The sequence below is a fragment of the Alkalihalophilus pseudofirmus genome (genome assembly GCF_029094545.1).
Lineage (GTDB): Bacteria > Bacillota > Bacilli > Bacillales > Bacillaceae_D > Alkalihalophilus > Alkalihalophilus pseudofirmus.
Map to the genome: position 1 here is coordinate 3,666,121 of NZ_CP117835.1, position 18,935 is coordinate 3,685,055.

Here is an 18,935-nt window from a genome sequence, read left to right on the forward strand (position 1 = left end):
AGGGTTATATGATAATAAATAGCAATTCTTTTTACACTTTAAATTTAGAGAGCAGCACTTTTAATTCCTCAGCCATTTCAGAAAGGGATTTTGCTGAGCTCGCTACCTCTTCCATTGCCGCTAACTGTTCCTCGGTCGTCGCAGCCACTTCTTCAGATGTTGCCGCGTTATTATTGGCAATGCCCGCTAATTCACTGGTTGTTGCATTCACTTCTTGTATTCCTGCAGACATCTGCTCAGCTGTAGCAGAGACTTCTTGCATTTGTGGGGTAATGGTTTTCATACTGGATAATATTTCTTTAAATTTATCCATTGCTTCCTGAGAAATAGTCATCCCATCTTTTACATTATGTGTTACTTTTGACATTACTTCTACGGAGCTTTCTGTATCTTTTTGTATCCCTTGAATTAACTCAAAGATTTGCTTCGCTGAGTCTTGGGATTGCTCTGCCAGCTTCCGAACTTCACCAGCTACAACTGCAAATCCTTTTCCGTGTTCACCTGCTCTCGCCGCTTCAATCGCAGCATTTAAAGCAAGTAAATTGGTTTGCTCTGCTATTCCTGTTATAACATCTAATATAGATGTTATTTCTTTTGACCGAGTATATAATGATCGAATCATTGTATTTGATTCTATTACAGATGTCTCTATTGAATTCATTTGATTAATCGTATTTTGAATCGCTTCATTTCCTTCTTCAGCCTGCATTGTCGCTTGTTGAGTTAATTCAGCTACACTCATTGAACTCTCTGCAATTCTCCCAACACCTACCGTTAGTTCGTCTATGGATTGTGAGTTCTTATCGATACCATTTGTTTGGCTTTCCGCACTGCTGGCCACTAATTGAATAGAACTAGCCACTTGTGAAGTAGCAGCACTTGTTTCTTCTGAACTGGCTGTTAATTGTTCTGCTGAAGCTGCCACTAGATCCGTTCTTGAGTCCACCTCATTTATTAATTCTTTAAGACTCAATTGCATGTGATTAAATGCTGTCCCTAATTGCCCTATTTCATCTTTTGATTGAATATTAATTTCTTGAGTAAGATCTCCCTTACTTACTATTTCTGCAGTATCTGTTAACTTTCTGATTGGCTGTACAATAGAACGAATGATAAAGTAAACCGCTACAGCCCCTATAAGTATTGAAAAAGCAATGACTGCGAGCGTTGTCAAGAAGATAGGCAACGCTGCTTGATCGACTTCTTCTGCAAACATTGTGCCTGCAACCTTCCACCCTGTCGCGTCATTTGTTACATAAACCATGTACTTAGAGTCACCATTTAAAACATACGAGAATTCACCAATATCTTGAGTGTATAAATCACCATAGTAAGAGTGAGCTGCTTGTGAACCTCCTTCTTCAAAAGGATGAGCAATATACATTTGGTTTGTATCTAATAGAATGGCATATCCTTCATTTCCAATTTGTACAGAATTAGCTATACCTTGAAGGTGTGTCAATTCTACACTTACAGCCACGACCCCTGACCCATCTTGCAGGGCTTTAGAAACCGTAATGACCATGTCATCGGTTCCTGCTGCAATATACGGGGCTGATATAATGATGTCTCCACTATTAGACATAGCATCCTCATACCACCCTCTCTCCCTTGGATCATAATCTGGATCCATCGAAACGGCAGGCTCTTGTATAAACAACCCGTCCTCCTCTGTCCCGACAAAAATACTTGTCGCTTCAGGATGTAAGGCTGCATATTGGGCAAATCGTTCCCTTAACTCAGGACTCTCCATTCCCTCGTACAGCCCTGATGTGACTAATTCAGAGAACACATTCATGTCATTGATTTTAGGTTCAATTATTTCAGTAATAAATGAATTTAATAAGTCAATATTCTCACTTGCTGCAGATATAATCTCATCTTCTATAGCATGTTTAGCAGAATTATAAGCTAACACGCCTATAATAATAGACGGTACGATTAAAATAATCGCAAAAGAAATAAGTAACTTCATTCTTAATGATGCTTTAAATACATTCAAACTACGTTTCATCGTTCATTTCCTCTCATTCCCATTTATTATCTTCCTGCAGATTCTAATAAGTGAATACAAAATAAACACTTATATATTCCTAGTCAATAGTAACTATATAACAAGAAAAAATAGAAAGGAACGGATTAGGAAGTATTTGAAGTTTTCTGTTAATGTCATTTGCCAGTTCAGGTCTCTTATGGCGATTTAAAGGTGGATTGCTGCGCCGTTCGTCCCCCTGCACTCGGCTAATCATGCGAAAATACAATAAGAGGCATTGACGAGTCAATGCCCCCTAACTACTTATTCATATCTCAATGACTCAATCGGATTCAGTCTCGCCGCTTTGTTGGCTGGAAGTAAGCCAAATACAATGCCTAGTATCATCGAGAATAACAGTGCTCCAATGATGACTGGCCATGATAGAAGCGACGGCCATCCAGCAAAGAAGGAGATCAGTGTAGAGACCCCTCCGCCTAGAAGGATGCCGATGATCCCACCAATCAACGTGAGGATGATTGACTCAATGAGGAATTGAATCAGAATTTGCTGGCGGGTGGCACCGAGTGACTTACGAATCCCGATCTCTCGCGTTCTCTCTGTTACAGATACGAGCATAATATTCATCACACCAATTCCTCCGACAAACAGGGAAATACCTGCTATGCCGCCAATGATCATCGTCATAATACGGGTGATCTGACCGATCCCTTCTGCAATCTCTTCCATGTTCATTACTTGATAGGCCTCTTCTGTATTCTTTCTTGCATTCAACAGTTGTACAGCTTCTTCTCCTGCTGCCTGCAGCTCTTCAAGCGATTCCGCTTGAATCGTCACTTGATTGAATTCACTCTTACTATAGACCGTACGCCATGTCTCCCATGGCATATAGACTTCCTGCATACCAAAGGCAAACAGTCCAGTCGGTGCTTCAAGGACTCCGATAACCTCCACCGGCTGATTGGCAACACGTATCACTTCGCCTACGGCCGACTGCTCGGGAAACAGCTCTTCATTAAGAGAATCTGAGATTAAAGCTACTCGTCGCCCGCCGAGAAAATCCGCTGGCTGCAACGAAAGACCTTCTGCCACCTTGAGCTGGTGTACATCCAGATATGTTTCGCTAATGCCATTTACGGATGCATCGCTTGTTTCCGTTTGATAACGGATAGAACTATGTTCATAGCTTGTCGCGACCACATTTGCAATGCCCTCAACGGTCTCCATTTCGCGGATATCTTCTAGGGTAAACGCAGGTTCATTCCAGATATTCGGATTCGTCTGTATCTCCTCATCCGAAGGCATATAGAAGATTTCGGATGTATTCCCCTCGCCTGCAATTGAGGTCTTTAACATTTCTTCTCCGCCCTGACCGATCGCCACAACGATAATGACCGCTGCTACCCCAATAATGATCCCAAGCATCGTAAGCACAGAGCGCATCTTATGAGCTTTTATCGAGTTGATCGCCATGAGAATATTTTCTTTTACACTCATAATGGCTACCCCCTCTCGCGGCCCATATGCGACGTTAACTCACCGTCCCGCACATAGATGGTTCGCTTTGTGTACTCAGAAATCTCCGGCTCATGAGTGACAAGCGCAATCGTAGTCCCGCCTTCGTTTAACTCTGTCAACAAATCCATAATCGTTTCACTCGTCTTTGTATCAAGTGCACCTGTTGGCTCATCCGCTAAAATAATCGACGGTTCATTAACGAGTGATCTCGCAATCGCGACACGCTGCTTTTGCCCTCCAGAAAGAGAGTTAGGGAGATAATCCATCCGATCCTTCAGCCCAACCAGACTAAGTGCCTCCTCAGCCCGTTCTTCCCTCTCTTTTTTGGAGAGGCCAGCATAAATCATCGGAAGCTCGACATTTTTCTTCGCAGTTAATCTCGGCAGGAGGTGGAACTGCTGAAACACAAAGCCGATTTGTTGATTACGGACCTTCGCGAGTCCTTGTTCATCATAATTCGAGATGTCTTCTCCATTTAAAAAGTAGTGCCCGGTGCTCGGAGGATCGAGGCAGCCAATAATATTCATTAGCGTTGATTTCCCAGATCCAGACGGCCCCATAATCGCGAGAAAATCTCCTCGCTCAATGTCAAGGTCAATCCCTTTTAAAATCGTCGTATCCTCAGTCCCCACACGATAGCTTTTCGTAATTCCTTCCAGCTTAATCAAGGACAATCACTTCCGATCCATCCCCAAGCCCTTCTGGAATGTCACTGATGATTTGATCAGACTCACTAAGGCCAGACCGAATTTCATAACGGCTATCAGAAGTCATACCAAGCTCCACTTCCTGCTCCACTGCTATCCCTTCCACAATGGTGTACACGTAAGCCGTATCATCAAGCTGCCGCACCGCTGAAATCGGCACCGTTAACGCTTCTCTCTCATCTGACACGACATGTAAAATCACCTGGTACCCAGGACGCAGAGAGCTTGTGTCCCCTTCTTCTACTTTTACGGTGAACGGATACTTAATTCCCGTTCCATCTAGTTCATTTTGCGAAGGGAGAAAATCAATCTGATCAATGACACCCGTCCACGTTTGGTCAAGAATTGCATCGGATGTAATGTCCACCTTCTGACCTTCCTTAATTTCAAGGGAATCATATTCAGAAAGATCTCCGCTAGCGATAAACGAATCTGTCGAAGCGATCGTCAACTGCGCTTCTGTCCCTTCCTCAATCTTTAGGACGACACCCGCAATCGGACTTTCTTCTGTTAGATTTTTTGTACGATTATCAAGCTGTTCTTTTTGCTTTAACAGCTGCCTAAGATCAAGATTTGCTGCGCGTTTCTCATAGTCAAGCTGCTCACGCTCAGAGCGAAAATGATCTCTCGCCTCTTCTCGGCCGACATCATCTGCAAGCTTATTTTGTTCATCTGAAAGACGGTCTTCTTGCTTTCCGACTTGGTTAATCCGTAAGTAACCTGCTTCAATTTGAATGGCGAGCTGTTCTGATTCAAACTGAAGATCTTCACTTGTGTATTCAATCAATGGCGTTCCAGCCTCAACTGTGTCACCTTCCTCGACCAGCAACGTATAGTCTTCTTCTGCTCGTATTCGAATGTGCTCCATTTCTGCTAATTCCATCTCACCCGGCACCATGATTTCATGCTTCACCGTTTGGGTTTCTGGGTTAGCCGCCTCTACTTCAAATGTGTCACTACCTTGTGACTGCACAACAGCGATCGCAGTAAAAAGAATGACAGACAGGACAATAGCCGACCCAATCCATACTTTCTTTTTCATCAACTTCACCTACACTCCAGCTGCTAAAAACCCGATTAATGCAGCACCTACCGTAATAATCAGCGTCACAACCCAAGCAGTAGCTGGTTTCATCGAAGCAACAATACGCAGCCCCATCGCCATCAAAATAATGCTCCAAATCGAAAACACTTCAAACAAGCTGACAAGAGAGTACATCGGATCATATGGATCAAAAAATACAGTCAACCCCGTAATCATTTGAGCAGGATTTAAATTCAGCGCTAACGTCAGAATACCGTTTAACACTAATCCAATTCCTCCAATAAACATAATAAATACATTTAATGAAAATAACTGTTTAAATGTCGCATCACCCGCAGTCAGCTTCACCACAATCCACATAATAAAAGCACCGATCACCCCGCCAAGTACAGGCATTAAGAGTGAAGTGACGAAAGTGGAGACGCGAATAGCCGTTTCTGCTCCTTCAAAAATGGCCATATCTTCTGCTGAGATATCCCCCATCATCATTTGGAAATCAGCTAAAAACGAAAACAAGGCGGCCCACAAGGCATACACCGCTGTTACGATTAAAAGCGGGACAAGGACCTTTGGATTCTCGCGCATACGGCCGAGCTGCTCCTTAGGTTCCGTAATAAATTTAAAGATCGATGGCTTTTCGCCCTTTGGCAACTCTGGTTTGTTCTCAAATGCAGTTTCAGACATGCTGCACTCCCCCTATATCATTAGTCAGTTTATAAACACCTCTCCTATTTACTCATAAATTAGAAATTAGTTTCAACAAAAGTCCTAATATTTTAGAAATTCTTTATAAATGAGTGATTAGATAGTCCAAGTTAAGGAGTAAACCAGCGAGGTACGGGGTCTGATTGCGCAGGTTGCCGCTATTATTGCGTCGGTACCGAACTTAATCGCGCCTCTTTGGCCGCGATATGCGTGGGTTCACAGTCTAATTGCGTCACTCTCCTCTTATTGCATCAGTTCACGCCTCTTATGCGTCGGGTCAGCAACGGATTGTATTCACTTCGGCCATAATTGCGCCTCTTCACTCAGCTCAAAAGCAACAAAAAGAAGCTGACCCTCTGAAAAGGATCAGCCTCATACAATTATTGAGCAAAAGCTGCTTCTACTGCATCATATGCATTCACATATCCAGCTCCGACTTCCCATGACTCATACCCTGGCATCGGTGTCGCCGTCTCTTGTAAAATCTCTTTCACCTCACTTGGAGTAAGCGAAGGATTTGCCTCTAGCAGCAGCGCAGCAATACCTGCTACATGCGGCGTTGCCATCGATGTGCCGCTCATCGTTGTGTAGAACGGTAGGTATCTTGCTTCAATCAATTGAATATCTTTTGGCGCAGAGATGACCGATAAAGGTGAAAGTACTCGTGTTGAGATGATATCAACACCCGGTGCTACAACAGCCGGCTCATCCTTCCATGTCCACTGTTCACCATCCATTTCGAACGTTCCCCCCTGATCAGAGCCTCTTGATGAAAAGTCAGCAAGGCTGCCATCCTTCTCACCAGCACCAACCGAGATCACCCAAGGTGCTTTTGCATATGGGTTATGCGTATCTTCTTCTGGCCCTTCATTTCCAGCTGCAAATAATACCGTAATCCCCGCATCATAAGCTTTCTTGCTTGCTACATTAATTGGATGATGAGGATCAAAGTCCCCAGAGCCGCCCCATGAGTTTGTGATGATTTGAATATTATATTTATCTTGATGTTCAAGGGCATAATCAAATCCGCCAATTCCGTCAAGGACGAGCAGCACAGCGCCTGAGCCGTATCCGATTAGATCAGCACCAGGTGCCGCCCCTGCATACTTCCCGCCAGACATCACTCCCGTACCGCCGACTGTCCCAGCGACATGAGTCCCGTGTCCTGAATTCGTATCTGTGTTAATGATATTCTCAATATAAGAAATCGGGATAATACCTGTGCTTGATAAATAAGAAGTTCCTAACACATTTTGCACGAGATTCTTTTTAAACGTGTGGTCACCATGTGTACCATCGACACCGCTATCGTTAACTAGAACACCTACCCCTTCTCCAGTAACAGGAAGACCTCCGTTATGTTCAGTAAAACTCTCATCCGTCCTCACTTTGTTTACACCCGTTATCTCATTTGCATCAGCGTTAAAATACTCAAGCCGCTCATTTAAGTAGATCGACTTCACATCTTCATTCTCCGCTAATCTTTCTACTTGCCCTTTGGTCATAAGGGCACCGACTATCGGCAAATTATTAAGCGATACTGCCGATGTGATATCAAGACGTTCCAGCAAAGACAAATGAGCAGCAGTCGGCTTGTCCTCTCCTTCAAATGTAACAATGACCTCTGCTAATGAATGACGATCAAGAGCAGCCCACACGTTTTCATCGACAACAGCAGACGTTGCCTCCGCTGATTGACCAGCAAATATAAATCCTTGTCCCAGCAAGAATACGATAAGCATAATAACTAAAAGCCTCTTCATAACAACACCCCTTTTATTTTTTAGAATAGTAAGAAAACTCACTATTCTAGCTTCCCACAAGAAGGTTATTTTCCACTATTAGACAAATGGACGATTTTTTAGTTAATATTTATCAATCGTTAACACTAAAGGTAGATGAAGATGACATTTTGAAGGTAGGTAGTTTTTATAAAGAGACCATTCGAGTTGCTGGAGAGCTTGTTGCGGCGGCGATTGCGCCGGTTGGCGTGGTTATTGCGTCGGTGCTGAAAATAATTGCGCCCCTCCGGCCGGGATATGCGTGGATTCAAAGACTTATTGCGTCACTCTCCTCTGATTGCGTCTGTTCACCCCTCTTATGCGCCGTTTATTCAGCGGATTGTGTTCATTCCATCCATAATTGCGCCGTTCTCATACTTATTAACTAACTGCCCACAGATAACTCCATCCATCACTCACACAAAAAAGATGAATGAAATACATCACATGATCAATAATAGGATAGAAACTTTTACTTTCAAAAGGAGCATCAGAAATGAAAAAACTACTATTGTTAGGATTTATATTCATCGTATTATCTAATGCATTGGCAAGTTCAGTAAGTGCAAACGCTAACTCAGAGAAACCATGCATTAGTCAGTCAGAGGTAACATTCGAAAATGATTTTAGAAGACTGTGGATTGATCATGTTTTATGGACAAGTAATTATATTACAAGTGCGACCACAGCCGGCGCGGAGGATCAAGAGCAGGTGCTGGCTAGACTCTTGAAAAATCAGGAGGATATCGGAAATGCAGTCAAACCAATATACGGCGAAGATGCGGGAAACAAACTTACCGAGTTGCTTAAGGAGCATATTGTGATTGCCGGCAAAATTGTAGATGCAGCTAAAGAGGGACAGGCAGACACGGTCGATCAACTCAACAAAGAATGGTTTGAAAATGCGGATGAGATCGCATCATTCCTTAGCGAAGCCAATCCAAACTTAAATGTTGAAGACGTAAAAAACCTGTTGTATGCCCATTTGGAATTGGTTGCAAATGATCTTACAGCAAGCTTATCAAAAGACTGGGATGCAAGAATCGTCGCAATTGATGAGGGCGTAAACCATATCATTTTAATGGCAGATGCTATCTCAAAGGCAGTTATAAAGCAATTTCCGGAGAAGTTTTAAAAAAGATATTTTAGAAGCTTCAGGCTTGGGTCCCGAAGCTTCTATTTATTGTCGGGCACTAGCAAGGTGACAATTGAGCCGTTTGCCAGCGTTATTGCGTCGATCGGAAACGGAATTGCGCCTCTCCGGCCGCTATATGCGTGGGTTCAAGCCCTTATTGCGTAATTCTCCTCTTATTGCGTCAGTTTACGCCTCTTATGCGTCGGTTCAGCGGCGAATTGTATTCACCTCAGCGATAATTGCGCCAATGCTCTCCGCTCAGCACCTGGCCAACGCTCCCCACAACACAAAAACCCGCGCCCTCAAAAGGCGCGGGTTCCTCCTATACTGCTCTCCGCTCACGTTTAGCGCGGATTCGCTGGCGTGCATTCGACTGCAGCAAGTACAGTGCAGGCACGATAAACAGTGTGAGCAATGTGGAGAAGATCAATCCTGAGACGATCGCTATACCGAGCGGCTTAAATAATGTGCTGTTGCCTAGGGCAATCGGTAATAAGCCGGCAATCGATGTGAGCGAGGTTAAGACGATCGGGCGGAAGCGCTGCTCGGCCGCCATCATGACAGCTTCGCGGACATCCATACCATCTTTTCTTCGCTTCTCAATAAATTCAATCAAGACAATTCCATTCCGGACGACAATCCCGGCTAGACTGACGGCTCCCATCATCGACATAAAGCCGAGTCCGGTCTGGGTAAGGAATAAGCCTATCAATGCTCCGGCAATTGCTAAATACACCGTACTTAGAATCAGAATTGGCAATGTCAGCGAGTAGAATTGAATGGCAATAACAATTAAGATCAAGAATACAACGACGATAAAGATTTTGCCGATATCAATAAACACATCGGTACGGGCGGATGTTTCTCCGCCGATCGATAACGAGTATGCAGCGTTGTCTGCAGTGACTGCATCGAGCTCTGCACGGGCATCAGCTAAGATATCATCACTTGAACGATCACTTGGATACGCACGTACTGTAATGGTCGGAACCGTGTTTGCATGCGGGATGCGCGGCTCTGTCGTGACCTCATCGACTGTTACCAGTTCGCTGACAGCAAGTCGTTCACCAGTGATGCCTTCCACTGTAATCTCATCTAACACATCAACTGATAGAGCTCCTGCATTCGCATAGACCATGCGCATATCAATCAGCTCACCCGGCTGCTGCAGCTGACCAAGCGGCAGTCCTTCACCGACTAAACGCAGTGCTGTTGCTAGATCATCACTTGCGACTCCATTCTCTTCAAGTGCGTCGCGGTCTGGTGTGACTTGAATCGTTTCCACGTCTTCACCGACGTCATCATCAACGCTTGCAACCCCTTCTGTTGAAGCAAGGATTTCTTTCACTTCATCGGCCATCTCACGGAGTGTGTCGAACTCTTCTCCGCTCACTTCTATCACAATCGGTGCGCCGACTGGCGGACCGGATTCGATCATCGATACATTAATATTAGAGGCTTCAGGGAATGCGTCTGACATCGTTTCGTTCCACTCATTCATTGTCTCACGCGTCGAGAATTGCTCGCGGTCAATGAACACAAGGAAGTTCGCTGCATTTTCACCAGCTGCTCCGCCCCCTCCTGCTCCAAATAGGCGAGGGATATCTGTTCCGACATAGGTTGAAACCGAGCGGACATGATCAACATCATACAGCCAAGCTTCAATTTCTCTTGCTTGCTCTTCGGTAGCAGAAAGTCCTGTCCCCTCAGGCAATGTTACTTCAACAAACACTTCCTCGCGGTCCGTGTCTGGGAAGAACTCAAGCGGGATAAACGGAATCAACGCATATGCAGCTGTTCCAAGCAGGAACCCGGTGATTACAACTAAGAGCGGGCGCTTAGTGACGCCTCTCATCATTCGTCTTCCATAGAAGCCAGCAGCCTTATCAAATGTACCGCCTAAAAATCCGGCCGGCTTCCTCTCGCTTCTTGTAGTAGGCGAAGCCGTTTTTTCACGGATGGTTCGGTAAATCGGTATTAAGAATAATGCCACGAATGTCGAGGCAATCATCGTCGCGATTAACACGGCTGGCAGCGGGCGGATAAATCCACCGGCGCCTCCTGGAAGAAGCAGGAGCGGCATGAATGTGAACACCACGGTTAAGGTTGATGTCAGAACAGAGACCGCTACTTCCTTTGTTCCGTTAATTGCGGCTTCCATCGGCTTATCACCCATACGTAAGCGGCGTTCGATGTTCTCGTTAACCACAATTCCATCATCGACCAATATTCCCAAGGCAATAATAAAGGCAATCAAAGAGATTTGGTTTAAGTCAACGCCGATAAATGGCAGAACGATTGCCCCTAAGCTTAAGGAGACAGGAATCGCTAGAGCCACACTTAGCGCTGTTGAGACATTAAGCCCGAGTGAACAAACAATTAATACGGAGACAACGGCGATCGCAAATGAAATCGCAAGGTCACGGAAGAGTTCATTTACTAGGTCTGCCTGGGTGTACAATAAGGTCATTTCTACACCGCCTGGCAGCTCCGCCTCCATCCGTTCTACAAAGCTATCAAGTTCCGTTTGAGCACTTGTTACACTCGCTCCTGATTTCAAGTAAAACGTAAGCGAAATCGCTTCTTCCCCTTCAAACGCGACTTGCTCTGTCAACGGTTTGAACGTTTCATTAATAGTGGCGACATCACCAAATTGGATCACGTCCCCTTCGGCATTAGCGCCTACAGGAAGCGTTTCAAGGTCAGAGAGATTGGTAAATGTCTCAAGTTCTACGCGGTAATTATAGTCATCAGTCTTCCACTCACCTGGCGGGACGGCACTGACCTCACCGTTTAAAACACCAATAAGCTGGTCGGTTGAAATATTCTCATCCGCGAGCGCCTCTGGGTCGACTTCTATTAGGATTTCTTTTTCAAGAGTCCCTTGTGTCTGCATTGAGACGATATCCGGAAGCTCATTTAATCTCGTATTCCAGCGGTCAAGCATCGCATCGACTTCCGGCACAAGATCAGGGTCATCGAATGTCAGCTGATAGGTTGCGAGTCCTTGGGTGGAAAGCTCATTATTGAACATCGGCGCATTCGCATCATCAGGAAACTCTGCAGAGGCATCGTTCACGCGCTGTCTTACTTCGTTCCACACTTGGTCAACATCAAGGCCTTCTTCAAGCTCTACTGTGACAAAGGAGAGCCCAGGACTTGAAACAGAGGTGAGTGAGGCAATCTCTTGCATTTGCGAGAGGTTCTCCTCAAGCAGGTCAGTCACATTTTGCTCCACCTGCTCACTAGAAGCACCTGGATATACCGTCATCACTTGGGCAATTGGCGGATTGAATTCTGGGATTTCACGCTTAGGCAGCTGCAGGAAGCTCAGCACCCCGACTAGTGTAAACATTAGAAAGAATAAGATCGTTATTTTGCGTTTTCGTATCAGCCAAGAGATCATCGGCTTTTCTCCTCTCACATTTCAAAGATCGTTATATTTTTGGACGAACATTGTACATTTGTTATACAAGATTGATTATACAAAGGGAATGTAAAAAGCACAAATGATATCCTCTGACAAAATATACAAAAAGAAGGTTCGAACAGTCGAACCTTCTTTCTTATCTTATGGATTCAAGAAATTAATTGTGTAATAAGGGGTCTCACCATTCCATGCAACCCCTACACCCGCTTGCTTAAATGTTGAACCTAATGTATTCGACCTGTGACCAGCAGAATTCCAAAGTGCTTCGTGTGCATAAATCGCATCACTATGAGAAAAAGCAAGGTTTTCTCCTGCTTGCGTATACTTTATTCCAGCACGGTCTAACCGGTCAAATGGGGTTTCATTTGCTTGATTAAAGTGGTTAAAGTATCTGTTTTTTGCCATATCCTCGCTATGAGCGCGTGCCACATTTGAAACGGAGTCATTCCAACTAAGTGCCCTCTCACCTTCTCGAACACGGACGGCATTTGTCAGCAAAAATAATTGACGTTCGTAATCGCTGCTTTTAGCTGCTGGATCAGCACCTACATAGCCTGCCTTCTCAAGCTCTGCTTCTTTTCTTACAATCTGTATAGCGGTTGCTTGATCACTGTGTTGTTTGTCGTAAAAGACGGTGACATAAGCGCCTTTGTGATCAAAGGTATCACGATTTGATCCGTCTATACGATAAACTTTCTCTCCTTTATTAATCGTTTGAAGAGGGGTCCCAAGCAGATTGCGTACTTGTTCTCTCGTATACGTTGACTGTTCGTTGTTACTGCCGATCATTGAGATATGATTAGTATAAAGTGCTGTCACTTCATTTTTATCAATTCCAATTTGCATATAGCGGTCATATTCATTGTGATACACATGCCATATAAATGAATAGCTGCTTTTAAGCTGCTCTAAAGCTCTGCCGTGCAGTGCTTCGACTTGATCTCTGGTATCCCCGAGCTGAACATTCCCGACCTCGAGCTTAATCTCTTGTGCTGATGGGGTAAGTTCATAGTTTGATTCAATATATACCGTTCTTGTCTCCTGATCCCACCTAACCATGGCACCTAGCGATTCTGACACAAATCGAAGCGGGACATAAGTGCGTTGCTGATGGACATACGGAGCGATAGCTAGAGTCTTATTTTCCCCATTAACAAGGGCTGTCTGTGATCCGATTGTTAGAAGGATTTCTGTGTCGTCTCTTGTGGCAGTCACGGTTCTTGTCGCTTGATCCCACGTAATTTCTGCTCCTAACTCTTCAAAAATAATCCGCATCGGAAGCATGGTTGTTCCTTTTTGCAGCTGTACCGGGGCATTCATATCTAATTGATGATCATTCATCATCACTTTAATTGGCTCATAAGCACCTGCAGTTGGATTATGTACCAGAAACACCATCACAATAAACAATAAAAACATAAGGACTCTCTTCATCACACACACTCCTTTCTCACTAATACGCACCAGCTAGTAATATATGATATCTATATTTCATGGTTTCCCATATTCGAAAAACATAAACTCAAATCTATGACAATCTCAAAAAGTTTAAAAAATAAATTGACGAATTTTTCCACTAGCTATACGCTACTATTATAGTAAACCGTTAAGAAGGGTGTGGATTCAATGTCCAAAAGGTCTATCTTTTTGTCCTTATTTTTAAGTTTGATAGTAGTTGTCTTAATTCCTTTTTCAAATGAAGTGAATGCCTCAAATATTGTGAACCCAAAGCAGGTTTATTCATTTGAACAAATGGAGAGAGACATTGTTCGATTAGCCGAAACCTACCCAGAAATCATTGAATATAAGGTGATTGGGGAAAGTGAGTACGGGAGGCCGATTTATGCGGTGAAGCTTGGGAACGGGGTCTCAACCTCATACATAAACGCATCTAACCATGCCAGAGAGTGGATTTCAACGAATCTCACAATGAGCATGATCGATCAATATGCCCAGGCCTATAGAGGGAATCGAAACATAGGTGCCTATCATGTTAAAGGAATTCTTGATCAGCATAGCTTTTGGTTTGTCCCGATGATGAATCCTGACGGAGTAACCCTTCAGCAGCGTGGATTATCAGCATTTCCTTCAAGTACTCATACTGCATTGATTACGATGAATAACGGAAGTCTTTCTTTTCAACGTTGGAAAGCTAATGCTCGCGGAATTGACCTAAACAGACAATTTAATGCGAATTGGAATAACTTAGCGAATGACCCAGGCCGGCCTAGCTGGTCTAACCATCGCGGAAGTGCTCCGCATACGGCAAAAGAAGTAAAAGCTGTGCTTTCCTTAACAGAAGAGATAAATCCAGAAATGGCTGTATCCTACCATAGCAGCGGAGAAATTCTATTCTGGAATTTCCATCAGTCAGGCGCTCAGCTTACTCGCGACCGCCAGCATGCTAGAGCGATTAGCAATATGACGGGCTACACCATGATGGGGGTCCCTTCTCGAACAGGCGGAGGCGGTTATACAGACTGGTTTATCCAAGAATATAAGCGTCCAGCCTTCACACCAGAGCTAGCACCTTATGTCGGCAACACCCATGTTCCTCTTTCGTATTTTGACCGCATTTGGAACCAAAACCGACAAGTTGGATTATATGTTGGTCTTAACAGCCACCGTGCATTTATGTCTAGATTTAATGCTAGTAAAGTTCCTGTAAGCCTTGAAGTAAACGGGAAAAACTTCGGTACCTCAGCAGGTGCCTTCACAGTACAAGGCAGAACATTAGTGCCTGTTCGAAGCATCTTCCAAGAACTTGGTGCAACCTTGCAGTGGGATCATGTGGAGCGCGTCGTGCGAGTCTACTCTGGGGATACGACCATTGTCATTCCTATTCACAAAAATGAAGCGATAGTAAATGGTCAAACAGTCTCCTTAGATGCTCCTGCTATGCTGCTTGACGGTCATACGTATGTGCCGCTTCGCTTTATTAGTGAAGCGATCGGAGCAACCGTTGAATGGAATCAGCAAACAAGACATATCCGTATTATCTCTGCAGAGGCCGTTCGAGCTCAGGCTGTGGAAGAGGAAGATTTAGAGATAATTGAAGAAAAGGAAATTGCCGAAGAACCACTTTCTGAAGAAGCAGAAGTAGAAACAGATGAAGAAATAGAAGAGGAGGAAACACACGAAGAACCTTCTGAAGATCAAGAAGAAGACATAGAAACACCAGAAGAAAAACAATCAGAAAAAGAGGAAGAATAATCACGGATCTCGAGACTCATAATCTTATAGTCTCGGGATTTTCTTTTTATAACCCTACAATTTCTACCTTTTTATGGTATAATTTAGTAGGTTTTTATACACATAGAATGTAGGAGGATATATCTGTGAACAGAATAAAATCAATGTTTCTCTTCTTGGCGCTCCTTGTTTTCCTGTTTCCAAGTCTAGAAGTTTCAGCCATAACCAACGCTAAAACGGTTTATATAACAGAGGAATCTTACGTTGTAGAACATCAAGATCAAGCCATGTTATTAAACGGCCCCCTCTTAACCTATCAACAAGTAAGCTACCTTCCGCTTCGCGGTGCGGCCAATCTTTTTAATCTCACATTAACGAATCAAGCAAATGGTATTCATTTAAACGGGGAGAATACTACCCCTGTCATTCAATCAATCCTAAGCAGTCCGCTTCCTAAAGAAACCGTGCGATCAAATGACCATATTCAATTCTCTCTTGCAATCGGCGGTCATTCCGGTGCTGTATTAGAGGGCGGTCACACGACACCAAGCTTTATGAAAAATGCTAATACTCCTCTTTACCCTGCAAGTACAGTCAAAGTAATGACAGCTTTATTGGCATTGGAAAAAGGAAATTTGAATGACCTTGTCATCGTCGGACCTGGTGCTGCGACGGTTCCATCAGACAGCTCAAAAGCTGGAGTCAACCCGGGGGACGTGATGACACTTGAGCAGCTGCTGCATGGATTGATGCTGCCATCTGGAAATGATGCAGCGGTTGCAATTGCTGAACATATTGCAGGCACCCACTGGCAGTTTGTTCAAATGATGAATCAGCGCGCACGTGAGATCGGTGCTCTTAACACTACATTTATGAATGCTCACGGCTACGATCACACCTCTCAAAAAACAACAGCTTCTGACCTTGCTAAGATTGGAGCGGAAGCCGCAAAGCATCCATTCTTCATGAAATTAGTAAGCACACCAACCTATGCTACGACGTACCGGAGCAGATCCGGAAGTCCGGTACACAAAGTGTGGAGAAATACAAACGATATGGTTCACCCCGCTTCCTCCTATAGACATCCGTTAGTAACAGGAGGAAAGACAGGATATACGAGTATTTCCAGGCATAATTTAATCTCTTTTGCTGAGTTTGAAGGTTCTACGTTTACGACCGTTATTCTTCGCGGTGATCGCACGCAAAGATATAGAGATACAGCTGGTCTTGTTAACCGTGCTACACAGTTAAGAGGTCAGTTCGATCGGGCAAACAAGAAACAAGCCTATATCCAGCCAGTCACACAGCCTATTTTTGTAAATGGTCAAGAAATAGCAGCGAAACACACTCTGCTGCATAATGGCACAACTTATATTTCTGTAGATGATATGCGCACCATTTCAAGAGCCATATCGACTGTTCACCTTACAGCTGAGCAACGTATTCAAGCTGCTGTGAGCGGAAATTTGCTAACTTTTGACCGGGTAGACCCTACGATTACATCTGGGAGAATGCTAGTCCCAATCCGTCCAATCTTTGAACACCTTGGTCTCGAGCTCGATTGGAATCAAGCAACAAGAACAGCAGTCGGTAAGAGCGGTGACACAACAATCGCCCTTCGCATAAACGAAAAGACCGCACAAGTGAATGGAGTAAATCATACCCTAGATGTTCCAGCAACTGTTGTAAACGGCCGTACTGTCGTTCCTGTCCGCTTTGTTACAGAAGCTACCGGCCAAACCATCGACTGGGGACGCGCCCGTGTGATTACTTTAGATTAATAGGAACTTCACCAGAAGCCTTGCGTCATGATACGCAGGGCTTCTCTTTTATATAGTGAGCCCCGCCTATTCCTCCTCTAAAACTTGTTGAATGTTAATAAATTTTGTCAAAGTTCCGCTGATAGCACAGTAAAGTGGACATACATATGGTATGGTATGATAGACATTGAATTTATAAATGGAAGTGAGAATATGGCTATTCAGAAGAAAGCACCCATTTTCGAATTAAACGTTGTTCGAGGACTTGCTATTCTTGCTGTACTCATCGTACACTCAACGTCTGTTACAGTGGGTACACTAGATACATCAAGCACATCTTTTTTTGCTTATAATGCAGCCAACACGTTTTTTAGAATTGGTACAACCACCTTTATTTTACTAAGCAGTTTTGTTTTATTTTATAGTTATTATCATCGTGAATTAACAGGGAACCTGGTTAAGAACTTCTATAAGCGGAGGCTTCTCTATATTTTAGTCCCTTATTTCGTTTTTTCCCTGATTTATGTAACCGTGACTTCTCAATTTTTCGAGACGTACGGCGGGTTTAATGAGTTCATTTCAGACTTCGGAAATAAACTAATGATGGGCAGTGCCTACCCACATCTATATTTTGTGTTTATCAGCATTCAATTTTATTTGCTGTTTCCAATCTTTTTATGGCTTCTAAAACGCTACCCAGGATTAGTGAAGCACCTGATTTGGATTGGATTTGTCATTCAATTTTCGTATTCATTATATAATCATTTTGTTATTAAATATCCGAATGTCGGCAGCATTTCCCTATCGTATATGTCACACTACCTAGCTGGGGCATTTATTGGAATTTATTACGAATCTATTAAAGCCTGGTTTGCTAAAGCAAAGTCAGTCTTCAGCAGACAGAGTATGGTAATCGCAGGGATTTTCGGCATATGGGCATTAGCTGTGAGCGGGCATATTTATCTCTATTACTCACTTCGTGCATACGGAGTCTCTTATGATTCGAAACTATTCCATCTTTTTTGGAGCTTCCATACCTTCTTCAGTGCCCTGATTTTAATTTTGATTGGTCACTGGATCTATAAGCACGGGAAGCCTTGGCTGATTAACACGTTAACTCAGCTAGGAATCTATTCATTTGGAATTTATTTAATTCATCCGCTCTTCCTCTTGTTCTATAGAAAATATGTTTATTTTGGCAATGAAATGATGCAGTATCATTTATGGATACTAAGCTGCTTCCTCGTTGCATTGCTAGGATCGCTGCTTGTTGTCTACCCTGTCTTAAACTGGGTCAAAAGCGGCTGGATTCTATTTGGAGCAAGACCAAAAGGTGTACAAGCTAAACCACGTGAGAAGAGTCATTAATACGTAATCGAAGCGCTAATCTAACGGAGGTAATATGCAATACTTCAAGCGGTATTAAAGAAGTTACTAAAAAAAGTCCCTCCCTACACTAGTTGTTGATTTCCGCTGCAGGCACACGCTTTCCGCGGGCGGTCCGGAAGCCTCCTCGTCGTTGCACTTCTTCGGGGTCTTCCCTGGCCACGCACACCCCGCAGGAGTCGGTGCCTTCCGCTCCAATCAACGGAGCGTGAATAAGGTTGAGTTCTTCCATACTAAAAAGGCCCTTATCAAGCACTTTTCTTAATTGAAGAGTACATGATAA

Annotated in this window: 12 protein-coding genes; 4 read left to right on the forward strand and 8 right to left on the reverse strand. The window is 43.8% G+C overall.

Going from position 1 to position 18,935, the window contains the following annotated elements:
• Positions 1 to 31: 31 nt before the first annotated feature.
• The 6 genes from PQ478_RS19220 to PQ478_RS19245 all read right to left on the reverse strand — a co-directional run bounded on the left by PQ478_RS19220 (position 32) and on the right by PQ478_RS19245 (position 7,731).
• Positions 32 to 2,014 carry a methyl-accepting chemotaxis protein gene (locus PQ478_RS19220; protein ID WP_289235216.1) on the reverse strand — a complete coding sequence of 661 codons (1,983 nt, stop codon included), beginning with the start codon at positions 2,012 to 2,014 and terminating at the stop codon, positions 32 to 34.
• Positions 2,015 to 2,296: 282 nt separating this feature from the next.
• The gene (locus tag PQ478_RS19225) at positions 2,297 to 3,490 is read right to left on the reverse strand and encodes an ABC transporter permease (RefSeq protein WP_289235217.1); all 1,194 of its coding nucleotides are present in this window, start codon (positions 3,488 to 3,490) and stop codon (positions 2,297 to 2,299) included.
• A gap of 5 nt (positions 3,491 to 3,495) precedes the next feature.
• Positions 3,496 to 4,179 carry an ABC transporter ATP-binding protein gene (locus PQ478_RS19230; RefSeq protein WP_289235218.1) on the reverse strand — a complete coding sequence of 228 codons (684 nt, stop codon included), beginning with the start codon at positions 4,177 to 4,179 and terminating at the stop codon, positions 3,496 to 3,498.
• Complete coding sequence (locus PQ478_RS19235; RefSeq protein WP_289235219.1) at positions 4,172 to 5,260, reverse strand: efflux RND transporter periplasmic adaptor subunit; 1,089 nt, start codon at positions 5,258 to 5,260, stop codon at positions 4,172 to 4,174. The genes PQ478_RS19230 and PQ478_RS19235 overlap by 8 nt, the downstream gene beginning before the upstream one ends.
• A 9-nt stretch (positions 5,261 to 5,269) precedes the next feature.
• On the reverse strand, positions 5,270 to 5,947 hold the full coding sequence (gene yknW, locus PQ478_RS19240) for a YknW family membrane protein (protein WP_289235220.1): 678 nt from the start codon (positions 5,945 to 5,947) through the stop codon (positions 5,270 to 5,272).
• Between the two features lie 401 nt (positions 5,948 to 6,348).
• On the reverse strand, positions 6,349 to 7,731 hold the full coding sequence (locus PQ478_RS19245; protein ID WP_289235221.1) for a S8 family serine peptidase: 1,383 nt from the start codon (positions 7,729 to 7,731) through the stop codon (positions 6,349 to 6,351).
• Positions 7,732 to 8,245: 514 nt separating this feature from the next.
• Here PQ478_RS19245 and PQ478_RS19250 point away from each other — a divergent pair.
• Positions 8,246 to 8,884: a glycosyltransferase gene (locus PQ478_RS19250; RefSeq protein WP_289235222.1), complete on the forward strand. Its 639-nt coding sequence runs from the start codon at positions 8,246 to 8,248 to the stop codon at positions 8,882 to 8,884.
• A 322-nt stretch (positions 8,885 to 9,206) separates the two neighbouring features.
• On the opposite strand, the gene PQ478_RS19255 is transcribed toward PQ478_RS19250, so the two are convergent.
• Both PQ478_RS19255 and PQ478_RS19260 read right to left on the reverse strand, forming a co-directional pair.
• Complete coding sequence (locus PQ478_RS19255; protein WP_289235223.1) at positions 9,207 to 12,290, reverse strand: efflux RND transporter permease subunit; 3,084 nt, start codon at positions 12,288 to 12,290, stop codon at positions 9,207 to 9,209.
• Between the two features lie 165 nt (positions 12,291 to 12,455).
• The gene (locus tag PQ478_RS19260; RefSeq protein ID WP_289235224.1) at positions 12,456 to 13,748 is read right to left on the reverse strand and encodes a stalk domain-containing protein; all 1,293 of its coding nucleotides are present in this window, start codon (positions 13,746 to 13,748) and stop codon (positions 12,456 to 12,458) included.
• Between the two features lie 192 nt (positions 13,749 to 13,940).
• On the opposite strand from PQ478_RS19260, the gene PQ478_RS19265 reads away from it, so the two are divergent.
• From PQ478_RS19265 to PQ478_RS19275, 3 genes are all read left to right on the forward strand, one after another.
• A complete protein-coding gene (locus PQ478_RS19265) occupies positions 13,941 to 15,527 on the forward strand; it encodes a M14 family zinc carboxypeptidase (RefSeq protein ID WP_289235225.1) in 1,587 nt (528 codons plus the stop codon).
• 125 nt (positions 15,528 to 15,652) lie between these two features.
• Positions 15,653 to 17,287, forward strand: a complete 1,635-nt coding sequence (locus tag PQ478_RS19270) for a stalk domain-containing protein (RefSeq protein WP_289235226.1) — start codon at positions 15,653 to 15,655, stop codon at positions 17,285 to 17,287.
• A 192-nt stretch (positions 17,288 to 17,479) separates the two neighbouring features.
• Positions 17,480 to 18,634, forward strand: coding sequence for an acyltransferase (locus tag PQ478_RS19275; RefSeq protein ID WP_289235227.1), 1,155 nt, complete (start codon positions 17,480 to 17,482; stop codon positions 18,632 to 18,634).
• The last annotated feature ends 301 nt before the right edge of the window (positions 18,635 to 18,935 follow it).

What these genes read in the sequence shown, in the direction of transcription:
- PQ478_RS19220 (WP_289235216.1), bottom strand. Translation starts at nt 2,014, where the DNA reads ATGAAACGTAGTTTGAATGTATTTAAAGCATCATTAAGAATGAAGTTA.
- PQ478_RS19235 (WP_289235219.1), bottom strand. Translation starts at nt 5,260, where the DNA reads ATGAAAAAGAAAGTATGGATTGGGTCGGCTATTGTCCTGTCTGTCATT.
- PQ478_RS19255 (WP_289235223.1), bottom strand. Translation starts at nt 12,290, where the DNA reads ATGATCTCTTGGCTGATACGAAAACGCAAAATAACGATCTTATTCTTT.
- PQ478_RS19225 (WP_289235217.1), bottom strand. Translation starts at nt 3,490, where the DNA reads ATGAGTGTAAAAGAAAATATTCTCATGGCGATCAACTCGATAAAAGCT.
- PQ478_RS19250 (WP_289235222.1), top strand. Translation starts at nt 8,246, where the DNA reads ATGAAAAAACTACTATTGTTAGGATTTATATTCATCGTATTATCTAAT.
- PQ478_RS19275 (WP_289235227.1), top strand. Translation starts at nt 17,480, where the DNA reads ATGGCTATTCAGAAGAAAGCACCCATTTTCGAATTAAACGTTGTTCGA.
- PQ478_RS19260 (WP_289235224.1), bottom strand. Translation starts at nt 13,748, where the DNA reads ATGAAGAGAGTCCTTATGTTTTTATTGTTTATTGTGATGGTGTTTCTG.
- PQ478_RS19245 (WP_289235221.1), bottom strand. Translation starts at nt 7,731, where the DNA reads ATGAAGAGGCTTTTAGTTATTATGCTTATCGTATTCTTGCTGGGACAA.
- yknW (WP_289235220.1), bottom strand. Translation starts at nt 5,947, where the DNA reads ATGTCTGAAACTGCATTTGAGAACAAACCAGAGTTGCCAAAGGGCGAA.
- PQ478_RS19265 (WP_289235225.1), top strand. Translation starts at nt 13,941, where the DNA reads ATGTCCAAAAGGTCTATCTTTTTGTCCTTATTTTTAAGTTTGATAGTA.